The organism is Bacillus sp. DU-106, from assembly GCF_004799705.1.
Taxonomy (GTDB): Bacteria; Bacillota; Bacilli; order Bacillales; family Bacillaceae_G; genus Bacillus_A; species Bacillus_A cereus.
In genome coordinates, this window is sequence record NZ_CP026607.1 from 1,498,246 (window position 1) to 1,515,712 (window position 17,467).

Below are 17,467 nucleotides of genomic sequence, written 5' to 3' on the forward strand. Positions count from 1 at the left end.
GATGAAGCAGCATCCATTTAAAATTGCATCGCTTGGTATGCAGCATATGCTTGCAATGTATGCTGGAGCAATTATCGTTCCGCTTATTGTGGGCGGTGGACTTGGTTTAAATCAAAAAGAGTTAACATATTTAGTCTCAATTGATTTATTAATGTGCGGCGTTGCGACAATTTTACAAGCATTATCAAATCGCTTTTTCGGTATAGGACTTCCCGTTGTACTTGGTTGTACATTTACAGCCGTTGGACCGATGATTGCGATTGGAAAACAATACGGTGTGTCTTCAATTTATGGAGCAATTATTGCTGCTGGGTTATTCGTTGTTATTTTTGCGAAATTATTTGGAAAACTTGTAAAACTGTTTCCACCTGTTGTAACAGGATCTGTTGTTACTGTAATTGGAGTTACACTTGTTCCAGCAGCAATTAATGACATGGCTGGAGGAGTAGGAAGTAAGGATTTCGGTAGTCTTGAAAATTTAGCATTAGCATTTGGTGTGTTATTATTTATCATCATTATGTATCGTTTCTTTGATGGATTTATTCGTTCAATCTCTATTTTACTAGGTCTATTGTTCGGTACTATCGTTGCAGCGTTTATGGGGAAAGTAAGTTTGCAAGCGGTTGGAGAGGCGGATTGGTTCCACGGTATTCAACCATTTTACTTTGGTACACCAACATTTGAATTAACACCAATTATTACGATGATTCTCGTTGCTTGTGTAGGGATTGTAGAAGCAACGGGTGTATACTTTGCATTATCTGATATTTGCAATAAAAAAATCGGTGAAAAAGAATTAACAAAAGGCTATCGCGCAGAAGGATTAGCGATGGTGTTAGGTGGCATTTTCAACGCGTTCCCATATACAACATACTCTCAAAACGTAGGACTTGTTCAATTAACTGGAGTAAGAAATCGCGTTATTATTTATACTTGCGGTGGTATGTTAATCGCACTTGGTTTCATTCCAAAAATCGCAGCTATTACAACAATTATTCCGAAATCAGTACTGGGCGGTGCGATGTTAGCGATGTTCGGTATGGTTATGGCATATGGTATTAAAATGTTAAGTAGCGTTGACTTCGGAAGACAAGAAAACTTATTAATCGTTGCATGTTCTGTCGGAATTGGGCTTGGCGTAACAGTCGTTCCTACATTATTTTCACAACTTCCAGAAAGCATTCGTATTTTAACAGATAACGGAATTGTACTTGGAAGTGCGTCAGCAGTACTTTTAAATATCGTATTTAATATGGTGCCGCAGCGCAAAGTGAAAGTAGAAGAAGAGCCAGTATCTATGCAAAATGCAGTAAGAGAAGCGTAAAAAAGCAAGGTCTCGTTATGAGACCTTGCTTTTCTTTTTAAGTGGCATCATTTTCCCGTAAGTACCAAGACGCCAAATGTACTCAAGTGGTCCGTATTGGTAATGTGAAAGCCACCAGCGGCTAATAAAGATTTGTAACGTGTAGAAACTAATGCAGAATAGTGGTCCAACCCATAGTGGAGCCAGATAATCATTTTTAAACAATAGCCCGAATACAAGTAATGTAACAATTGTATGCGAGATGTAATTTGTTAATGCCATTCGTCCAACGTATTGGAATGGACGTAATAACGTTTGCCATTTTTCTTTTTGTAATAAACGCATTAGTGTGAAAATGTAGAATATGAATAACGTTTTTCCGCTAAACATTGTAAAGACCTGCATATAAATTGGTTCATAAAATGGTTTTGATAAGAAGTAACGAACCATGAAGAACCACATTGGTAATGTAAAAAGGAACATAATAATTTGCCATTTTTTAAGCTTTGGATCTAACTCTTTCGCGCGGCGGAAAATATCCTTTTTGCCGGCGTATAAACCAAGTAAAAACAGCCCAACTGTTTCTGGGAGCATAAGTAAATTTAATCCAATTCCATCAGCGTAAAATGCATGGAAACGATTTTGTATTTGTGACAGCCAGTCTTCTAATGGCATGATAGGTAAGGAAAAACCTAGCTCTTCCTTTGGTACCAATGCAACCGTAATACCAGCCATTAGCATAATGAATTGAAAAATACTCAATAAAACGATAGCCCATATTAAAATAGTACGAGGTTCTCTCTTATAAAATAAAAATAAGAAAAATCCAGCAATCGCATAAGTATGTAAAATGTCTCCGTCCCATAAAAGAACGTAATGTAAGAAACCGAATAATAATAAAATAAGTAAGCGGCGAACAAATAAAATTTTTGGATGATCTGTTTTCGCTTCAGCACGACTCATAAAAATATAAAAACCTAATCCGAATAAAAACGAAAAAATTGTATAAAATTTCGTTTGAATAAACATATCGTAAAATAGGCGAATGTAGCTGTCTATCCCTTCGTAAATTCCTGAAAGATCACGTGAGTCAACCCCGGCGATAACAGGCCAATTCACAAGAAAAATACCTAGTACAGCTATTCCTCTAATAATATCAATGGAGTGTATCCTCTCGCCTTGTGTGAGATTTTGTGTCATTTTTTTCCTCCTTGTTAAGTAATTCCCTTTTATTATACGAAATGTAAGGTGGAGGGGATAGGGGATATTTCCATTTTTTTAAACTGTTAAGTTATGTAGGATGAGATATAATAAGAGTGCACAACAAGTTTTAACCTTTTTCAAAACAGGCAGTAAAGCTCCTTCTTATAAGGAGCTTTCTTTATGAAAAGTGTTGATAATGATTCTCTTTAATGATAAACTGTATTCAAAAGTGATAATCATTATCAAGAAAGGTTGGTGCGTAAGTATGGTATATGCATTAGTAGCAGGTACAGTCGCTGTATATGCAGTTATTGCGAAGTATGTTTTAAATGGAGTAGGAACAGCAAAATGAGTGATATGACATAAAATCCCTTTCATTTGTAAAAAGAATGAAAGGGATTTTTTATTTTTAATGAGAATATGCTGAAAATTTAGTATGATAGTAAAGTGAAACTGTAATCAATGGGTAGGTGTAACTCTCACTGGTTATGAGCTCGCAAATAGCGGGGAAAAGTATATACATCTTGGATAAAGGGGAACAAGGGGATGACAAACATAGTACAGACAAACGGTATGAAAAAACTTGTTTGTTTTTATGAAGAGTGGCAAAAACACGGCGATGCAGAGAATAGTTTAAAGTTGTTTGAGGTAATTCAAAAATATAAACAAGAACAGCTTATGATAGCGTTCTGCGGTCACTTCTCTGCAGGGAAATCAACGATGATGAATCATCTATATAAAGCGCAGTTGTTACCGACAAGTCCAATTCCGACAAGCGCTAACGTTGTCAAAATTGAAAAAGGAATGGATCGTGTTGTTGTAACGGTTAAATCTGGAGAGCAGTACGAATATGACGGTGCATATTCAGCAGAAGAATTAAAACAAATTTGTAAAGACGGCGATGAAGTAATTGGTGTTCATATTTATCGAAACGACGCGCCGATTCCTGAAGGGGTTATGTTAGTTGATACACCAGGGATCGATTCAACAGATGATGCCCATCAATTAGCGACAGAGTCGACACTTCATCTGGCAGATGTCATTTTTTATATGATGGATTATAATCACGTCCAATCGGAAGTGAATTTACAATTTGTTAAAGAATTGAAACAACGTAATAAAACGGTTTATCTCGTTGTAAATCAAATAGATAAACATAAAGAAAATGAATTATCGTTTGAGAATTATAAAGATAGTGTAAAACAATCATTCTCTAACTGGGATATTGAAGTAGATGGTGTTTATTATACGTCATTACGAATGATGAACCATCCACATAATGAAATTAGAAGCTTAGAAGCGTTAATTACTTCTATTATGAAAGAAAAAGAGCAGTATGTAAGGACTGGAATGGAGCGAGAAACAGAATATTTAATGGGAGAACATTTCTCGTTTATTGTTTCTGAAAATGAAAAAGCTCTCTTGAAATATGAGGAAGAGTTAGCATCACCACTTTCTATTTCAGAGGTAGTTGAAAAGAAGGAAGAGTTAACGGAAGCGAAAAATCGTGAGGCAAGTAAAGAATCTTATGTGAGAAATGAATTTATAAAAGGTTTACAAGCTATATTAGATAACGCATATTTAATGCCGTTTGAAATGAGAGAATTGGCAAATGCATATTTAGAAACGAAATTAACAAAATTTAAGGTCGGTTTGCTATTTGCGAAAGGAAAGACGGAGCAAGAAAAACAAAGACGTGTAGAGGCGTTTTATTCTGCCCTTCAAAAGACTGTTGAAACGCAGCTTGATTTTCATGTGAAGGAATTTATTGTAGCCTTCTTAAAAGAAGAAGGATTGTTCACGGAGGAAATTGGGAAAGACATATATGGGTTAGAAATTGCTTTCGGACCAGAAATGTTGGCTGAAGTAATTAAACAAGGCGCAGGTTTCACAGGTGATTACTTACTTCTTTATACAGCGGATGTAGCGAATGAACTGAAGAAACGTTATTTTATAAAAGCGCAGCAAATTTTTGATAAAAGTGCGGTCGTTTTAAAGCAAAAGGTGAGGGAAGCAGTTGCTCGTATTGAAGAAGAGATTGAAACATATACGATGCTGCAAACGGCGAAAGAAACACAATTACAATACAGTAACAATTTGGAGGCATATGAAGACTATTTACGAAATGTTTGGCACGATCATGTTGCTACGCCTGAAGGGCTGCAAATAGATGAGATATTGCAAAGGGAAAAGCAAATTGTTAGTGAGAAATTTACACTACAAGAGCAGGAAATCGTAAGCGATAACGTAGCGGTTCATGAAGAAGAGCTGAAAGGAACGGCGGCTTTAAATATTCAGCGGATATTAGAGAAAGTGAAAAAAGCTGAAACGATATTAGAGCCATTGCCAGCGCTGAAACATGTACAGCAAGAGGTAATAGAGAAAAGAAGACGTGTGGAAACAAAACAATTTACAGTAGCGTTATTCGGGGCATTTAGTGCTGGAAAATCATCATTTGCCAATGCCTTACTCGGTGAGAAAGTACTTCCTGTATCACCAAACCCGACGACGGCAACGATTAATCAAATTTTGCCGGTTACAGAGGAAAAACCACACGGAACAGTAATTGTTCAGTTTAAATCAAAGCAAGCGTTATTAGAAGATATGAAAGCTGTTTATAAGCTGTTTCATTATGAGATTGCTACGTTAGATGAAGCGTTAGCACAAATTGATAAAGTTATGAAATATCCTTCACCAACTGGGAAGCAAAAAACAACATTTAGCTTTTTACGAGCGGTACAAAAAGGATATGATGCAGTTTCTACTTATTTAGGAGAACAAGTACAAGTTACATTAGAAGAGTTCTCTGATTATGTAGCGAATGAAGAGAAATCATGCTTCGTTGAGTATATGGAACTTTATTATGATTGTGCTTTAACAAGGCAGGGAGTAGCGCTTGTAGACACACCTGGAGCGGATTCTATTAATGCTCGCCATACGGATGTTGCATTCCAGTATATTAAAAACGCAGATGCTATTTTATTTGTAACATATTATAATCATGTATTCTCTCGTGCTGACCGTGAATTTTTAATTCAGCTTGGTCGTGTAAAGGATACTTTTGCCCTTGATAAAATGTTCTTCTTAATTAATGCGGCGGATTTAGCAGAGTCTGAAGAAGAACTTGAAATGGTAAAAGGTTATATCGCAGATCAGCTGCTGCAATACGGTATTAGAAATCCGCGTTTATTTGCAATTTCAAGTTTATGTGCGCTTGAAGAGAAACAAGGAAAGAATGTTGAAAAAGAGAAGTATGGTATTTTACAAAACTCTGGGATTACGAAGTTTGAGGAATCATTTACGTCCTTTATGATGAGAGATTTAATGCTTGTTTCTGTGCATGCTCTATATGGTGCTTTGCAAGGGGCAGATCAGCTTTTAGTAAACATGATAAAGGGTGCAAAACAGGGGAATGAAGAGAAAGAGAAGCAAACGAAAAAATATGAAGCAGAGCGTGATCAACTACTTCATATCATTTCATCATATAGTGTACTTGCTGAAGAACAGGCGATGCAAAATGAAGTGAAAGAGTTGCTTTATTACGTGCAACAGCGTCTATTCCTACGCTATAACGATGTGTTTACTGAATTTATTAATCCGGCGTCACTTCGAACGGATGGAAATGTGAAAACACAATTGCAACAGTGTGTTATGGAATTAGTAGCATTTATTCAGCATGATTTATTGCAAGAAATGCGTGCGACATCATTACGCCTTGAAAAATGGATAGACGAAGCGATGAAGCGTGCAAAGGACGAAATTGTAGTGAACTGTAAAGTAGAAAATGAATCAATTTCTATGAATGGAACAGTGGAGTATGAATATAAAGATATTACACATAAAGAACCGTTCCCTTCAGTTGAAATAAAAGATTTCAAAAAAGCACTGGCACATTTTAAAAATGAGAAAAGCTTTTTTGAAAAGAATGACAAAGCTTTTATGCAAGAAGACGCTAAATCTGTATTAGAACCGTTCGTATCAAACTATGTAGCTGATGAAAAAGATTTATTTGTTCATCATTATAAGCAAGAGTGGGATATGAAGTGGAACTTATTCCAAAAAGTGATGCAGCAAGATGTGATGAACTATTATGAAAGTATATTGTTTGCATTGGCTGAAACGATCGATGTATCTCTATATGAACAAAGTAAAGAACAATTGCAAAAGCAGTTAGTAGAGATTGAAAAAGAAATTTATGTTATATAGTCGTTATGAGAAAAAGATTCGTTCAATTTTCTTTTGCAGTACAGTATCTAAAGATTTTACAAATCCAGCAAATTCATCGGTAGAAATCATATGAGTAAGAACGAGTCGTCTGCCATCTGGTGTTTCACCGCATAAGACGAATGAAGAAAATTCATATGTTTTGTTTTCAACTACTAATTTTGGATAGGAATACGTGTCGCTTTTCTTCTTCTTTCCATCAATAGAGATGACGTTGCATTTTTTCTCATTGTTGTCCATGGTGAATCCCTCCTTTCTATTACTTATGGTAGACAAGGAGGGTTTAGAACAATAGAGAAGGGGGAATTTTTTATGTCTGTTGTAATAGAACGTATTCCAAAAGAGGCTATACCGAAGTCTTTATTGCTACTTGCTGATCCAAGTGAACGGCAAATAGCTACATATGTACAAAGAGGATTAACATACGTAGCTAAGCAGGGGGGGAGCGTTATCGGTGTATATGTTCTTTTGGAAACAAGGCCAAAGACGATGGAAATCATGAATATTGCGGTTGCAGAGCATTTACAAGGAAAAGGGATTGGGAAGAAGCTATTAAGGCATGCTGTAGAAACTGCTAAAGGATATGGTATGTCAAAACTTGAAGTTGGTACAGGCAATTCTAGTGTTTCACAACTTGCTTTATATCAAAAATGTGGATTTCGTATTTTTTCTATTGATTTTGATTACTTTTCGAAGCATTATGAAGAAGAGATTATTGAAAATGGGATTGTATGTCGTGATATGATCCGGCTTGCAATGGAATTGAATAAAAACGTATAACTATTTAGGGGGAAGAGAAGATGGAAGTACATAAAGCAATTACAGCACATTCTCGTAAACAAAATGAAAGTGTAAAAGCATGTTTACAATTAGATGCACAGCGTGAAGCAGCTATTGAAGCTGCCGTATCTCTTGCGTCAAATGGGAAAGAATTTTCGGTTGATGTCATTAATGTTGTAACGAAGCAAATTAATGATCTTGCAAAAAATGGTGTTACCTTGCAGCGTAAATATGTTACAGAAGAAATGGTTATGGAGTATGTAAGTCGTTTGAAAGAGAAAGAAGGTCGTTAAAGATGATAGTTACAGTCGAATGGTTACGTGAGCATATAGAAGATGAGAATGTCCGTATAATCGATTGTCGTTTTGATTTAGCGAATCCTAATTGGGGTAGAGAAAAGTATGAAGAAGGACATATTCCTCATGCGTTATATTTTGATTTGAATTTAGATTTATCAAGTCCTATAGCAGAACATGGTGGCCGCCATCCTTTACCAAATATTGAGGAGTTTGCAGACAAGCTTTCGGAGGCTGGTATTGATGAGCATACGACAGTAATTGCGTATGACAGTCAAGCCGGTGCAAATGTTGCTCGTTTATGGTGGTTATGTAACTATGTAGGACATGAGAAAGTATATATATTAGATGGTGGTTTCCCGGCTTGGAAAGAGAATGGACTACCGACAACAACGGAAATTCCTGTTGTTATACGAAAAACATTCAAAACAAACATACAAGATCATATGCTTGTAACGATGGAAACGGTCAGAGAGAATATCCGTGCAGGTGCGGATGTTACATTAATTGATTCTAGAGAGCCAAAGCGTTATGCTGGTGTCGAGGAACTTGTCGATCATAAAGCAGGTCATATTCCGACAGCGGTAAACCATTTTTGGAAGGATGGAATGTTGCAATCAGGACAATTTAAGAATGGAGCTGGGCAACAAGAACGCTTCCAAAATCTTTCGAAAGATAAGGAAACCATTGTATATTGTGGTTCTGGTGTTACAGCGTGCCCAAATATCGTTGCATTAAAATTAGCTGGATTCCAAAATGTTAAATTGTATGCAGGTAGCTGGAGTGATTGGATTTCTTATCCAGAAAATCAAATTGCAAAAGAAGAAGATTAATCACTTGCATGCAAAAATAATTTGTATTAAAATAAGGTCACAAGCAAGAGATTGCTCGAAAAACTTTGTATTTTACACATTGGAAACAATGTGATAATATAACGACAAGTAAATAATACATCCTGCGGTGTACGTAACTTATTTATGTCTAAAACCGATGTTAGTTATACGGAAGCTCAATATTTAGCGACCATCATCAAGCCTTCCTTGTGGAGGAAGATGTACGGTAACTGTGAGGGCATCCACCTGCGAGTAGCGGGTTTTTGGACATTTACGAGGAGCGGCACGTGCGGGGGTCTTATTTCAACTAACCTTATATAAAATTCCTACGGTGTACGTAGCTTATGCATGTCTTAAACCAATAAGTTTAATATGGAAGTTCAATATTTAAATGTAGCTAACATGCCATCTTTTTAAGAAGGAAGTTACAAACATTTGTGAGAGCATCCACCTGTGAGAGCAGGTTTATGGACATCTAGAGAGAACGGCATATGTGGGGCTATATAAAAACCTTACGTTTTATACGTAAGGTTTTTTTGTTGCATAGATATATCAATATTATCTTGATTCACCTGTGAAGTTTCCGTAATAAATGTAGCACTTTCTGTCTTCATCAATCTCTCTTGAATCTAAGGAGAACTCCATAGACATGCCGTCTCGCTGAATATATATAATATCTGAATGAAGAGATGGTAAAATTTCTTCATAGTTCCATACATCTTGACTATCTACTATGTTTGAACTCGTTTCACTTAGTTCTCTAATTTCAAAACCGATGTAGGAGTATGTAGGGTCTGAAGGGTCATTTGCGAAAACTTCTTTTTGAATATAAATAACTGCTGTTCCGTCTGGATCAACCGAAGTTGCAGTAACAACATAAGTATTTTTCTCTTTAATAAAATATTCACAAGTCATGCGTGCGATAATTTCAGAATTAGAAATATTGGCGTAGTTCCATAAAGCAGGATATCCTTTCGTTTCATCATTAAGTCGATATTCTAAGCGCATTTAATCCCTCTTCTTCCTTTTTCTTCTACTTTATCATGCCATCCTATATAATAGGAATAGAATTTAAAAAGGGGAGTGCGAAGGTGACAAAAACGAAATGGCTAGTAGGTGGTGTCGTAACGTCTTTAATGACTGGCACTTTATTTGGTTGCGCACAAGATCTTCCCCCAAAACCAAATGATAATAGTTGTTCTGATTGGGATTGGGATGATGAACTTGGGGTATGGCAGTGTGATGATAGTAGTTCAGGTTATCGTGGGCATTATTTCTATGGTGGGCGATACTATCAAAATAAATCCACTTTTAAAAATTCATCGGCGTTTAAATCGTATCAATCGTCTGCTGAATTTAAAGGTGGAATTGGAAGCGGTTCAAAGGGAGGATTTGGGGGCTAAAATATGTCGCAATACATAAGGGATCGAAAAGAATTTTATTTAAAATATCCGGATTTTTGGTCGGATTTATATGAATGTGAGTATAGTTTGTTTCATGTTTTTTCTATAACAAATCAGACTTTGGACCAATTACACTTAGCGACTGAACGAATGGGGAAAATATTTTTTAAGACTGCTAGACTGCTGCGTAATTTAAGTGACGAACAGCTTCTAGATCTTGGCTTTCCATCCGCGAGTTTATCTTTCATTAGAATGAAAGGGCTCTATCCTGAATCTGTAATTTCGCGATTTGATTTTGCTGTAACAGAGGATAACAAAATCAAAATGCTTGAGTTTAATAGTGATACACCAACTTTTATTGTGGAATGTTTTCAAATGAATGGGAAAGTATGTGGAAATCTAGGCTATGATGATCCAAACTCGGATCAAGAACGATTGCTATCTTCTGGTGTAACGAAAGCAGTAATGGAAGCGACAAAGGGATTAGATAATCCAAATGTTGTTTTTACAGCACATCATGAACATATCGAGGATTGGAATACCACTATGTATTTAAGTCAGCTATGCCATGTTGAAAATAAAGTAGTGCCAATGTCAGAACTTAGAATTACAAAGGATGCTCTAGTCGATAAAGATGGGGCGAAGATTGATGTTTTATATCGCCAAACATATCCGATAGAAGATTTAATTGAGGATCAAGATCCTGAAACAGGAGATTTGGTAGGTGTGGAACTGCTGCAACTTGTAAAAGCCGGAAAGCTTTTTATAATAAATCCTTTGTCAGCATTTTTACTTCAGCCAAAATCAATTCAGTGTCTTATTTGGGGGTTAGCAGAAGAAGAGGCCTTTTATACAAATGAGGAACAACAGTGGATTAAAGAATATATGTTACCTACATATTTAGAACCAGATTTATTTTTAGGAAAAGGTTCTTTCGTTCAAAAACCTTCATTTGGGAGAGAAGGAGATACAATTACGATTCGCGATAAAGACGAAAATATTATGCTTCAAAATGCACACCAAACATATAAAGCGTCACTGCCGATATTTCAAAAGTATATCGAACTGCCAGTCGTATCCTTGGAAACAGAAAAAGGGATCGAGAAACTGTCATATGTGTTTGGTTCGTTTTTAATTGCTGGAAAAGCGAGTAGTATCGGTATTCGCGCGGGAGAAAAGATTACAGGAAATGAATCGTACTATTTACCGGTAGGTATAAAAAGGAGGGGGAAAAATGATTAATTTTTTATTATATTTAGCAGTAACACTCGGTCTTTTATGTATTGGTCTGTTCTTGATGGAAGTGACAACGAAAGTTAAGGAATTTAAGTTAATGGCTCAAGGTAATAAGGCGGTAAGCTATGTGCTTGGAGGGCGATTACTTGGGTTAGCTATCGTTTTATATTCGACAGCAGCTAATTCAATTTCACTTCTTGATATGATTTCGTGGGGAGCAGTTGGGATTTTGGCTCAAATTATCGTCTTTTATTTAGCTGAGTGGCTTACACCACGCTTTAATATAAACAAAAGTCTCGAAGAAGATAATCAAGCAGTCGGTCTTTTTCTTATGTTTTTATCGCTTTCAATTGGGATTGTAATTGCTGGTTGTATAACTTATTAAAAACTTTACGTTTAAACGTAAAGTTTTTTATTTTATTCCGTAAAAGCCCGATTGGTGAGGGCTAATAATCAGTGGGGGATGAACAAAACCCCCACTGATTAAAGTTTCACTTTATATACGTTAGTTTGCCATACCATTTGAAAAAATTGTAGGCTACGGTTGACATCTATTTTAAATAAGAGTAACATTTTCAATGTAATGAAAATAAGTCTCTGTTAGGTGAGGCTCCTGTATAGAGAAATGCTACTGCCCAAAAATGTCGAGAGACGCCAATGGGTCAACAGGAATGATCGAATTAAGGTTTTTCTTAACGTAGCTGGTAATGTACCTATGCTATACAGTGCTAAAACTCGGTGAGGGAGAGGTCCGTAGATTTCTAATTATATTAGAAATCGTTTATTTGTGTATGTAATGGCCGCTACTCTCTTAAGGGTAGGGGTCTTTTTTGTTACCAAGCTATGAGTAATTTCATAGTATAAACTATAAAATTAAACGAGGAGGTGAGGAGCATGTCAAATTCTGACTCGGTTCCGTTACCCATATACTTCAAATCAAAAATATATGATGTAGGCAGGAAACGATTTGTTCCTCCCTCTATATTTATCACAATATAGCGTTTATAAAGCGCGAGACACTTTCACAGTAAAGTGGATAAATTGAGAAACAAAGCGTTTCTTCCTATGTTGTAAAGGAGGAGACGATAATATGTTATATGCAAACAAAACTGTGGGTAACACGTCATATAAACTAAGTAAAAAATCAATAAAAGAACAAACAATGCTCCAAAAAAATAAAGATTTATTAATTGAAATTGCAACAAGAGATGTAAAATCTGTATTTGCATATTTTAAAACAACAAGAGATGGACTATCAATGAAAGAGGCACAAAAACGTATTCAAGTATATGGCCGAAATGAACTAACTTCAAAAAGAGCACTTCTTGCAGAAGTAATGATGAAGCTAGGTGGCATGATTCCAGGTTTTTCAAAACAACGTGTGTGTGATGAATTACAACGTGAAACGATTACTGTATCTAGAGTAGAATGTTCTAGTAGTACAGGGCTAAATAGTGAACTGAAAATGATGGAGATACCTGTGCAAGAACTTGTACCTGGAGATATGATTTTTCTTTCGGCTGGAGATGCTGTGCCAGCTGATGTACGTATTATTTATGCAGATGATTTATTAGTGAATGAGTCTGTGTTAACGGGAAACGAAGCGAATATAGAGAAGTTTGAGAGCTGCTATCACCTTGAACGTAAACGGTTTATTCCATTAAAACGGATGAAAGATTATAATCCACTTGAGCTTGAAAATGTATGTTTTAAAGGTTCGCATATTGTTAGTGGAAATGCAAAAGCTATCGTTGTTTCTACTGGAAAAAATACGTATTCAGGCATCTTGCATACTTGTTGTAGTAGAACGTCTTAATGTGTTAATGATGCTAAATATACAAAAACAATGTATAATAGACAAAGTTGAGCAAAAACGTAGAATGGTAATCTATTTATATAACCTTACGTGATAACGTAAGGTTATTATTTTTTTAATAGGAGAGGAATTATGAAAAAAGTATTATTAGTTGATGGTATGGCACTATTATTTCGTGCTTTTTACGCAACAAGTGTCTACGGACAATTTATGAAACGACAAGATGGAACCCCTACGAACGGGATTCATGGTTATATGAAACACTTATTAACAGCTACGCAAGCGATCGAACCAACACATATCGTTACATGCTGGGATATGGGAAGTACGACATTTAGAACAGAATCGTTCTCGAATTATAAAGCAAATCGTGCAGCGCCACCAGAAGAATTAATTCCTCAATTTGATTTAGTGCAAGAAATGACTGCAAAATTATCCATTCCAGTTATCGGTATGAAAGGCTACGAAGCCGATGATTGTATCGGTACGCTTGCAAAACAATATTGCAATGAAGCTGAAGTTTATATTTTAACAGGTGATACGGATTTACTTCAACTTGTTGATAAGAGCGTTACAGTCATGCTTCTGCGTAAAGGAATTGGAAATTACGAATATTACACACCGGAGAAAATCATGGAAGAAAAAGGTGTAGAGCCGTGGCAAATCGTCCATGCAAAAGCTTTCATGGGAGATACAAGTGATAATTATCCAGGGGTAAAAGGTATCGGTGAAAAAACAGCGTATAAGCTTATTCAAGAGCACGGAACAGTATCCGCTGTACTAGAAAATGTAGAGTCATTAACAAAAGCGCAGCGTACGAAGATTGAAAGTGATTTAGAGAACTTAAATATTTCGTTAGAATTAGCCCAAATTCACTGTGAAGTTCCAATTTCATGTTCACTAGAAGAAGGATTACACACAATGGATGAAGAAAAACTTAGATTTGTTTGTGAAGAAATGAATTGGGGAAGACCTGAAATATTAATAAATATGCTATAAATAGTTTGGGAAGAGGGATGTTGCATAAGTCGAACTTTGACTTGGTGACACCTTCTTTTTGTTTTTGTAAACAGTATTATAATAAATAAAATTATGTCGAACTCAATTTTAAATATATAAATATTTCGACAAGATATAATGATAAAAGTTGATGAAAATAATAACTTTTATCATGAAGTGAATTAATTTCAACATAGTTTTAGATAATCATTTTTTCGTGTTCACAAAGTTGTCAGAAAATAAACGGAATTTTCATATGAAGTTCAAATAGAATTCACAACAATCAATTATTATAAGGACACACAGATAATTCTTTATCTTTTATATAAACCATCCCCCAAGGAGGACAATGAAAATGAGAAAAAAAGTGAGAAAATCTTTTAAACAATTATTAATTGAAAATAAACAATCACTATTAAATAATAAAGAAAATATGAAAGAAATTGAAGAGAGAATTGAGAAACGACATGTAGCATATAGTGGTGCTAGTAATTAAATAAAATAAAAAAGATAGCCTATGCAGGCTATCTTTTTTATTTTATATTGAAAAAACGCTATTCATCTCTTTAATTTATGTAAATTTGCAAGATATTTTTATAGCGTTTTTCTATCAATATTACTCATTTTTCGAGGTTGAAATTGGTATATACCAATTTTTGAGATTCGCTATTCATAATATTACAAAAAATGTTACAATACACTCAAATTTATACTATAAAATCATTTTAATATGAAAAATTGGAATGAAAAGAAAGGAGAGGAATATGAATAAAGATGTCGCTTTGAAATGATTATTATCATTTCATTAGGAGTTGATGTAAAAAGATGAAGAGATACGAGGAATTGGATTCTATAAGAGGGATTTCTTCATTAATAGTAATGATCGGTCATCATTTAATGATTTTTTCAGCATTTCAAAATTACAGTTATGAAGATAATAAACCATTTGTTGTGTATCTATTAAAAGAAACGCCTGCTCGTCTAATTTTTAGTAGTGGTAATGAATCTGTTATTATCTTTTTTGTTTTGAGCGGATTTGTTTTGTATGAATCTATTCAAAAAACCTATAGTAGTTATGGATCATACCTTTTAAAACGTATATGCAGAATATACATTCCCTATATTGTAGCACTAATTATAGCTATTATATGCCAGACTACAATTAGTGGATATGGTATTTCTTATTTAAGTGAATGGTTTAATCGCTCGTGGACGATTGAAAGTTCTTCAAGTTTAATAGCGCAACATATTTTATTGGTTGGGAAATATAATACAGATGCATATAACGGTGTGATTTGGTCACTTGTCCATGAAATGCGAATATCAATAATTTTTCCGCTAATTTTGATGATTTGCTTACGAAAAACGTTGAGGTGTTCATTACTATTATTGTTTAGTCTTAGTATATGTTCTGTCGTAATATTATTTTTGTTTCGCTCGGGCTTAACATTAACAAGCTATGCATTAACGTTGCATTATACGGTGCTGTTTTTACTAGGGGCACTAATTGCGAAGTATAAAAATAAATTAATAGTTTTTTATAGTAATTGTACTAAAAACACGAAAATTGCATGGTTTTTATTTGCGATTTTACTTTTTATGTACGAAGGACTTATTGGAGAAATGAAAGTGCTCAATAATTTCATATTTCGAGACTACGTAGTGGCGATAAGTGCAAGTCTATTTGTCATATTAAGCTTGTCAATATCAACTTTGTCGTCCTTGCTACGCAATAAATACTTGTTATATTTGGGGAAGATTTCTTACAGTCTTTATTTATACCATATTATATCGTTGTTTTCCCTTATATACATGCTCCATGAAATATTACCGTTGCCTATTATTTTAATTTTTTCACTTGTTTTTTCGTTTATACTTGCAATACTTTCGTATATATATGTAGAAAAATTTGCATTCAGAGTCGGAAAGTATGTAACAAAACAAGTGGATAGAAAGAAGAGAGGGGTATCTGTAAAGAGTGACTTGCAGGATGTTATTCAGAAAAGGGCGGTGAAATAATTGAAGCAAGAAATGAGTATAAAAGATTTTCAACAATTATTGAAAAGAAGATTCGTAACGATTATTTTAACGATGTGTTGTTTAACCGCTTCTTTAGTTCTTATCTCTATGTATGTTTTAAAGCCTTCATATCAATATTCAACGCAAATTCTTGTTGGGAATTTAGATGAGTTTAATAAGGAAAATTCAACAAATAAAACACAAGAAAATAAGCAACTAGTAACATCGTATGTTGATATTTTAAAAAGCCCATTAATTATATCAACAGTCAAAAAAACTTTGAAATTAGAGCAATCAAGTTATGAATTAGCACAAAAAATCTCGGTGGTGAATACAGACAACTCACAAATTGTAACTGTTACAGTAAAAGATTCCAATCCGAAAGTCGTGAAAGACATTGTAAAGACATTGGCAGAGCAATCACAACAAAGTTTTCAACAGTACACAAATGTACAAGGTGTGAAAGTGTTGACGGATCCTGAGTTACAGGAACAGGCTGAAAAAATGTTTCCAAAATTTCAACTGATCATTCCTATTTCTTTAATTGTTAGTTTTTTTGTTGGGATAGGTTTAGCTGTATTTCAAGATTATTTTGATGAACGTATATACACGGAACAAGATTTAGAGAAAATAACAACAGTCTCTGTTATTGGTCACATAAATATGAAACCGAATAGAAAAAAGAAACCTACAGAGGTTGATAAACAATCATCTATATATCGAGGTGAACATGTCGATGTTTAGGACAAAGAAACAGCTGCCATCCGATTTGCATGATGATCTGATGAAAGAGCAGTTTTATACGGTGTATCACGAGCTGAAAAAATCTGGGAAACAACTGTTCACAGTTAGTTCAACGAAGGACAGAGGGGTTGTTGCCTCGCTTATAGTAAATATGGGTCTAGTGTTTGCGGAAATGAAGAAAAAGGTGTTACTTATTGATGTGAATTTTTCTGACCCTCAATTACATGTATTATTGCAAAGTGATCACATGATAACCGTAAACGATATAATAAGCTCTTCCCCCTGCAATTATGAATCTTTTTCTAGTAATTTGTCTAAATACTTATATTGTATTCCTGCAAAAAAAACAGTACACACAGGGACGCCCTTAGTTGCTATGGATGAATTTGATAATGCGATTGCTAAGTGGAAAGAAGATTTTGATTACATTTTCTTTTATTCTTCTGAAGTATTTGATCTTCCTGCTACGCACATTATTGCAGAGAAATGCGATGGAGTGGTGTTAGCAGTTAAAAAGCGACAAGATTCACTACGTACAGTGCAAAAAGTAATAGTGGATATAAATAGGAAAGAATGTGAATTAATAGGTATAATTTTATATTCTTGAATGT

The 17,467-nt window shown here is 34.8% G+C and carries 18 protein-coding genes, 2 other RNA genes and 1 riboswitch; of the genes, 17 read left to right on the forward strand and 3 right to left on the reverse strand.

Annotated features, from left to right (window positions below; all coding sequences use genetic code 11):
• Nucleotide 1: 1 nt before the first annotated feature.
• Nucleotides 2-1,324, forward strand: coding sequence for a xanthine permease PbuX (gene pbuX, locus C3Y97_RS07805; protein ID WP_048538184.1), 1,323 nt, complete (start codon nucleotides 2-4; stop codon nucleotides 1,322-1,324).
• A gap of 15 nt (nucleotides 1,325-1,339) precedes the next feature.
• Here pbuX and C3Y97_RS07810 read toward each other — a convergent pair whose 3' ends face one another.
• Nucleotides 1,340-2,503, reverse strand: a complete 1,164-nt coding sequence (locus C3Y97_RS07810; protein ID WP_000193191.1) for a DUF418 domain-containing protein — start codon at nucleotides 2,501-2,503, stop codon at nucleotides 1,340-1,342.
• Between the two features lie 190 nt (nucleotides 2,504-2,693).
• On the opposite strand from C3Y97_RS07810, the gene C3Y97_RS27805 reads away from it, so the two are divergent.
• Together C3Y97_RS27805 and C3Y97_RS07815 are read left to right on the forward strand one after the other, a co-directional pair.
• A complete protein-coding gene (locus C3Y97_RS27805; protein ID WP_002182615.1) occupies nucleotides 2,694-2,858 on the forward strand; it encodes a hypothetical protein in 165 nt (54 codons plus the stop codon).
• Between the two features lie 194 nt (nucleotides 2,859-3,052).
• Nucleotides 3,053-6,712: a dynamin family protein gene (locus tag C3Y97_RS07815; protein WP_063220805.1), complete on the forward strand. Its 3,660-nt coding sequence runs from the start codon at nucleotides 3,053-3,055 to the stop codon at nucleotides 6,710-6,712.
• Between the two features lie 3 nt (nucleotides 6,713-6,715).
• On the opposite strand, the gene C3Y97_RS07820 is transcribed toward C3Y97_RS07815, so the two are convergent.
• Nucleotides 6,716-6,970, reverse strand: a complete 255-nt coding sequence (locus C3Y97_RS07820) for a DUF3931 domain-containing protein (protein WP_000369740.1) — start codon at nucleotides 6,968-6,970, stop codon at nucleotides 6,716-6,718.
• 72 nt (nucleotides 6,971-7,042) lie between these two features.
• Between C3Y97_RS07820 and C3Y97_RS07825 the strand changes: the two genes are divergently transcribed.
• The 5 genes from C3Y97_RS07825 to ssrS (C3Y97_RS07845) all read left to right on the forward strand — a co-directional run bounded on the left by C3Y97_RS07825 (nucleotide 7,043) and on the right by ssrS (C3Y97_RS07845) (nucleotide 9,143).
• Nucleotides 7,043-7,510 (forward strand): GNAT family N-acetyltransferase, encoded by a 468-nt coding sequence (locus C3Y97_RS07825; RefSeq protein ID WP_000117689.1) that lies wholly within the window; start codon nucleotides 7,043-7,045, stop codon nucleotides 7,508-7,510.
• A gap of 20 nt (nucleotides 7,511-7,530) precedes the next feature.
• On the forward strand, nucleotides 7,531-7,803 hold the full coding sequence (locus C3Y97_RS07830) for a YpbS family protein (RefSeq protein ID WP_000451818.1): 273 nt from the start codon (nucleotides 7,531-7,533) through the stop codon (nucleotides 7,801-7,803).
• A gap of 2 nt (nucleotides 7,804-7,805) precedes the next feature.
• Complete coding sequence (locus C3Y97_RS07835) at nucleotides 7,806-8,639, forward strand: sulfurtransferase (protein ID WP_136363246.1); 834 nt, start codon at nucleotides 7,806-7,808, stop codon at nucleotides 8,637-8,639.
• A 116-nt stretch (nucleotides 8,640-8,755) separates the two neighbouring features.
• A non-coding RNA gene (gene ssrS, locus C3Y97_RS07840) (6S RNA) lies at nucleotides 8,756-8,938 on the forward strand.
• A 21-nt stretch (nucleotides 8,939-8,959) separates the two neighbouring features.
• Nucleotides 8,960-9,143: non-coding RNA, 6S RNA (gene ssrS / locus C3Y97_RS07845), on the forward strand.
• A gap of 54 nt (nucleotides 9,144-9,197) precedes the next feature.
• Here the strand turns inward: ssrS (C3Y97_RS07845) and C3Y97_RS07850 are convergent.
• A complete protein-coding gene (locus C3Y97_RS07850; RefSeq protein WP_001235523.1) occupies nucleotides 9,198-9,647 on the reverse strand; it encodes a hypothetical protein in 450 nt (149 codons plus the stop codon).
• 83 nt (nucleotides 9,648-9,730) lie between these two features.
• Between C3Y97_RS07850 and C3Y97_RS07855 the strand changes: the two genes are divergently transcribed.
• The 9 genes from C3Y97_RS07855 to C3Y97_RS07900 all read left to right on the forward strand — a co-directional run bounded on the left by C3Y97_RS07855 (nucleotide 9,731) and on the right by C3Y97_RS07900 (nucleotide 17,463).
• Complete coding sequence (locus C3Y97_RS07855) at nucleotides 9,731-10,042, forward strand: hypothetical protein (RefSeq protein WP_000169030.1); 312 nt, start codon at nucleotides 9,731-9,733, stop codon at nucleotides 10,040-10,042.
• A gap of 3 nt (nucleotides 10,043-10,045) precedes the next feature.
• The gene (locus C3Y97_RS07860; RefSeq protein ID WP_000084933.1) at nucleotides 10,046-11,284 is read left to right on the forward strand and encodes a glutathionylspermidine synthase family protein; all 1,239 of its coding nucleotides are present in this window, start codon (nucleotides 10,046-10,048) and stop codon (nucleotides 11,282-11,284) included.
• Nucleotides 11,277-11,663 (forward strand): DUF350 domain-containing protein, encoded by a 387-nt coding sequence (locus C3Y97_RS07865; protein WP_000606857.1) that lies wholly within the window; start codon nucleotides 11,277-11,279, stop codon nucleotides 11,661-11,663. Before C3Y97_RS07860 ends, C3Y97_RS07865 begins: the two co-directional genes overlap by 8 nt.
• A gap of 204 nt (nucleotides 11,664-11,867) precedes the next feature.
• A riboswitch (M-box (ykoK) riboswitch) is annotated at nucleotides 11,868-12,033 on the forward strand.
• A 335-nt stretch (nucleotides 12,034-12,368) separates the two neighbouring features.
• The gene (locus C3Y97_RS07875; RefSeq protein ID WP_000964949.1) at nucleotides 12,369-13,094 is read left to right on the forward strand and encodes a P-type ATPase actuator domain-containing protein; all 726 of its coding nucleotides are present in this window, start codon (nucleotides 12,369-12,371) and stop codon (nucleotides 13,092-13,094) included.
• Between the two features lie 132 nt (nucleotides 13,095-13,226).
• A complete protein-coding gene (locus C3Y97_RS07880) occupies nucleotides 13,227-14,093 on the forward strand; it encodes a 5'-3' exonuclease (protein WP_048656983.1) in 867 nt (288 codons plus the stop codon).
• 355 nt (nucleotides 14,094-14,448) lie between these two features.
• On the forward strand, nucleotides 14,449-14,589 hold the full coding sequence (locus C3Y97_RS07885; RefSeq protein ID WP_001228048.1) for an FbpB family small basic protein: 141 nt from the start codon (nucleotides 14,449-14,451) through the stop codon (nucleotides 14,587-14,589).
• A gap of 329 nt (nucleotides 14,590-14,918) precedes the next feature.
• Complete coding sequence (locus C3Y97_RS07890) at nucleotides 14,919-16,112, forward strand: acyltransferase family protein (RefSeq protein WP_000833045.1); 1,194 nt, start codon at nucleotides 14,919-14,921, stop codon at nucleotides 16,110-16,112.
• Nucleotides 16,113-16,856 (forward strand): YveK family protein, encoded by a 744-nt coding sequence (locus tag C3Y97_RS07895; protein ID WP_000807063.1) that lies wholly within the window; start codon nucleotides 16,113-16,115, stop codon nucleotides 16,854-16,856.
• Entirely contained in the window at nucleotides 16,843-17,463 is a 621-nt protein-coding gene (locus C3Y97_RS07900) for a CpsD/CapB family tyrosine-protein kinase (RefSeq protein ID WP_002164585.1), read from the forward strand. The genes C3Y97_RS07895 and C3Y97_RS07900 overlap by 14 nt, the downstream gene beginning before the upstream one ends.
• The last annotated feature ends 4 nt before the right edge of the window (nucleotides 17,464-17,467 follow it).

Excerpts from the sequence above, each read along its gene's own strand:
- C3Y97_RS07830 (WP_000451818.1), top strand. The coding sequence starts at position 7,531 with ATGGAAGTACATAAAGCAATTACAGCACATTCTCGTAAACAAAATGAA.
- C3Y97_RS07825 (WP_000117689.1), top strand. The coding sequence starts at position 7,043 with ATGTCTGTTGTAATAGAACGTATTCCAAAAGAGGCTATACCGAAGTCT.
- C3Y97_RS07875 (WP_000964949.1), top strand. The coding sequence starts at position 12,369 with ATGTTATATGCAAACAAAACTGTGGGTAACACGTCATATAAACTAAGT.
- C3Y97_RS07890 (WP_000833045.1), top strand. The coding sequence starts at position 14,919 with ATGAAGAGATACGAGGAATTGGATTCTATAAGAGGGATTTCTTCATTA.
- C3Y97_RS07860 (WP_000084933.1), top strand. The coding sequence starts at position 10,046 with ATGTCGCAATACATAAGGGATCGAAAAGAATTTTATTTAAAATATCCG.
- C3Y97_RS07835 (WP_136363246.1), top strand. The coding sequence starts at position 7,806 with ATGATAGTTACAGTCGAATGGTTACGTGAGCATATAGAAGATGAGAAT.
- C3Y97_RS07850 (WP_001235523.1), bottom strand. The coding sequence starts at position 9,647 with ATGCGCTTAGAATATCGACTTAATGATGAAACGAAAGGATATCCTGCT.
- C3Y97_RS07815 (WP_063220805.1), top strand. The coding sequence starts at position 3,053 with ATGACAAACATAGTACAGACAAACGGTATGAAAAAACTTGTTTGTTTT.
- C3Y97_RS07885 (WP_001228048.1), top strand. The coding sequence starts at position 14,449 with ATGAGAAAAAAAGTGAGAAAATCTTTTAAACAATTATTAATTGAAAAT.
- C3Y97_RS07820 (WP_000369740.1), bottom strand. The coding sequence starts at position 6,970 with ATGGACAACAATGAGAAAAAATGCAACGTCATCTCTATTGATGGAAAG.
- C3Y97_RS07880 (WP_048656983.1), top strand. The coding sequence starts at position 13,227 with ATGAAAAAAGTATTATTAGTTGATGGTATGGCACTATTATTTCGTGCT.
- pbuX (WP_048538184.1), top strand. The coding sequence starts at position 2 with ATGAAGCAGCATCCATTTAAAATTGCATCGCTTGGTATGCAGCATATG.
- C3Y97_RS07810 (WP_000193191.1), bottom strand. The coding sequence starts at position 2,503 with ATGACACAAAATCTCACACAAGGCGAGAGGATACACTCCATTGATATT.
- C3Y97_RS07900 (WP_002164585.1), top strand. The coding sequence starts at position 16,843 with ATGTCGATGTTTAGGACAAAGAAACAGCTGCCATCCGATTTGCATGAT.
- C3Y97_RS07865 (WP_000606857.1), top strand. The coding sequence starts at position 11,277 with ATGATTAATTTTTTATTATATTTAGCAGTAACACTCGGTCTTTTATGT.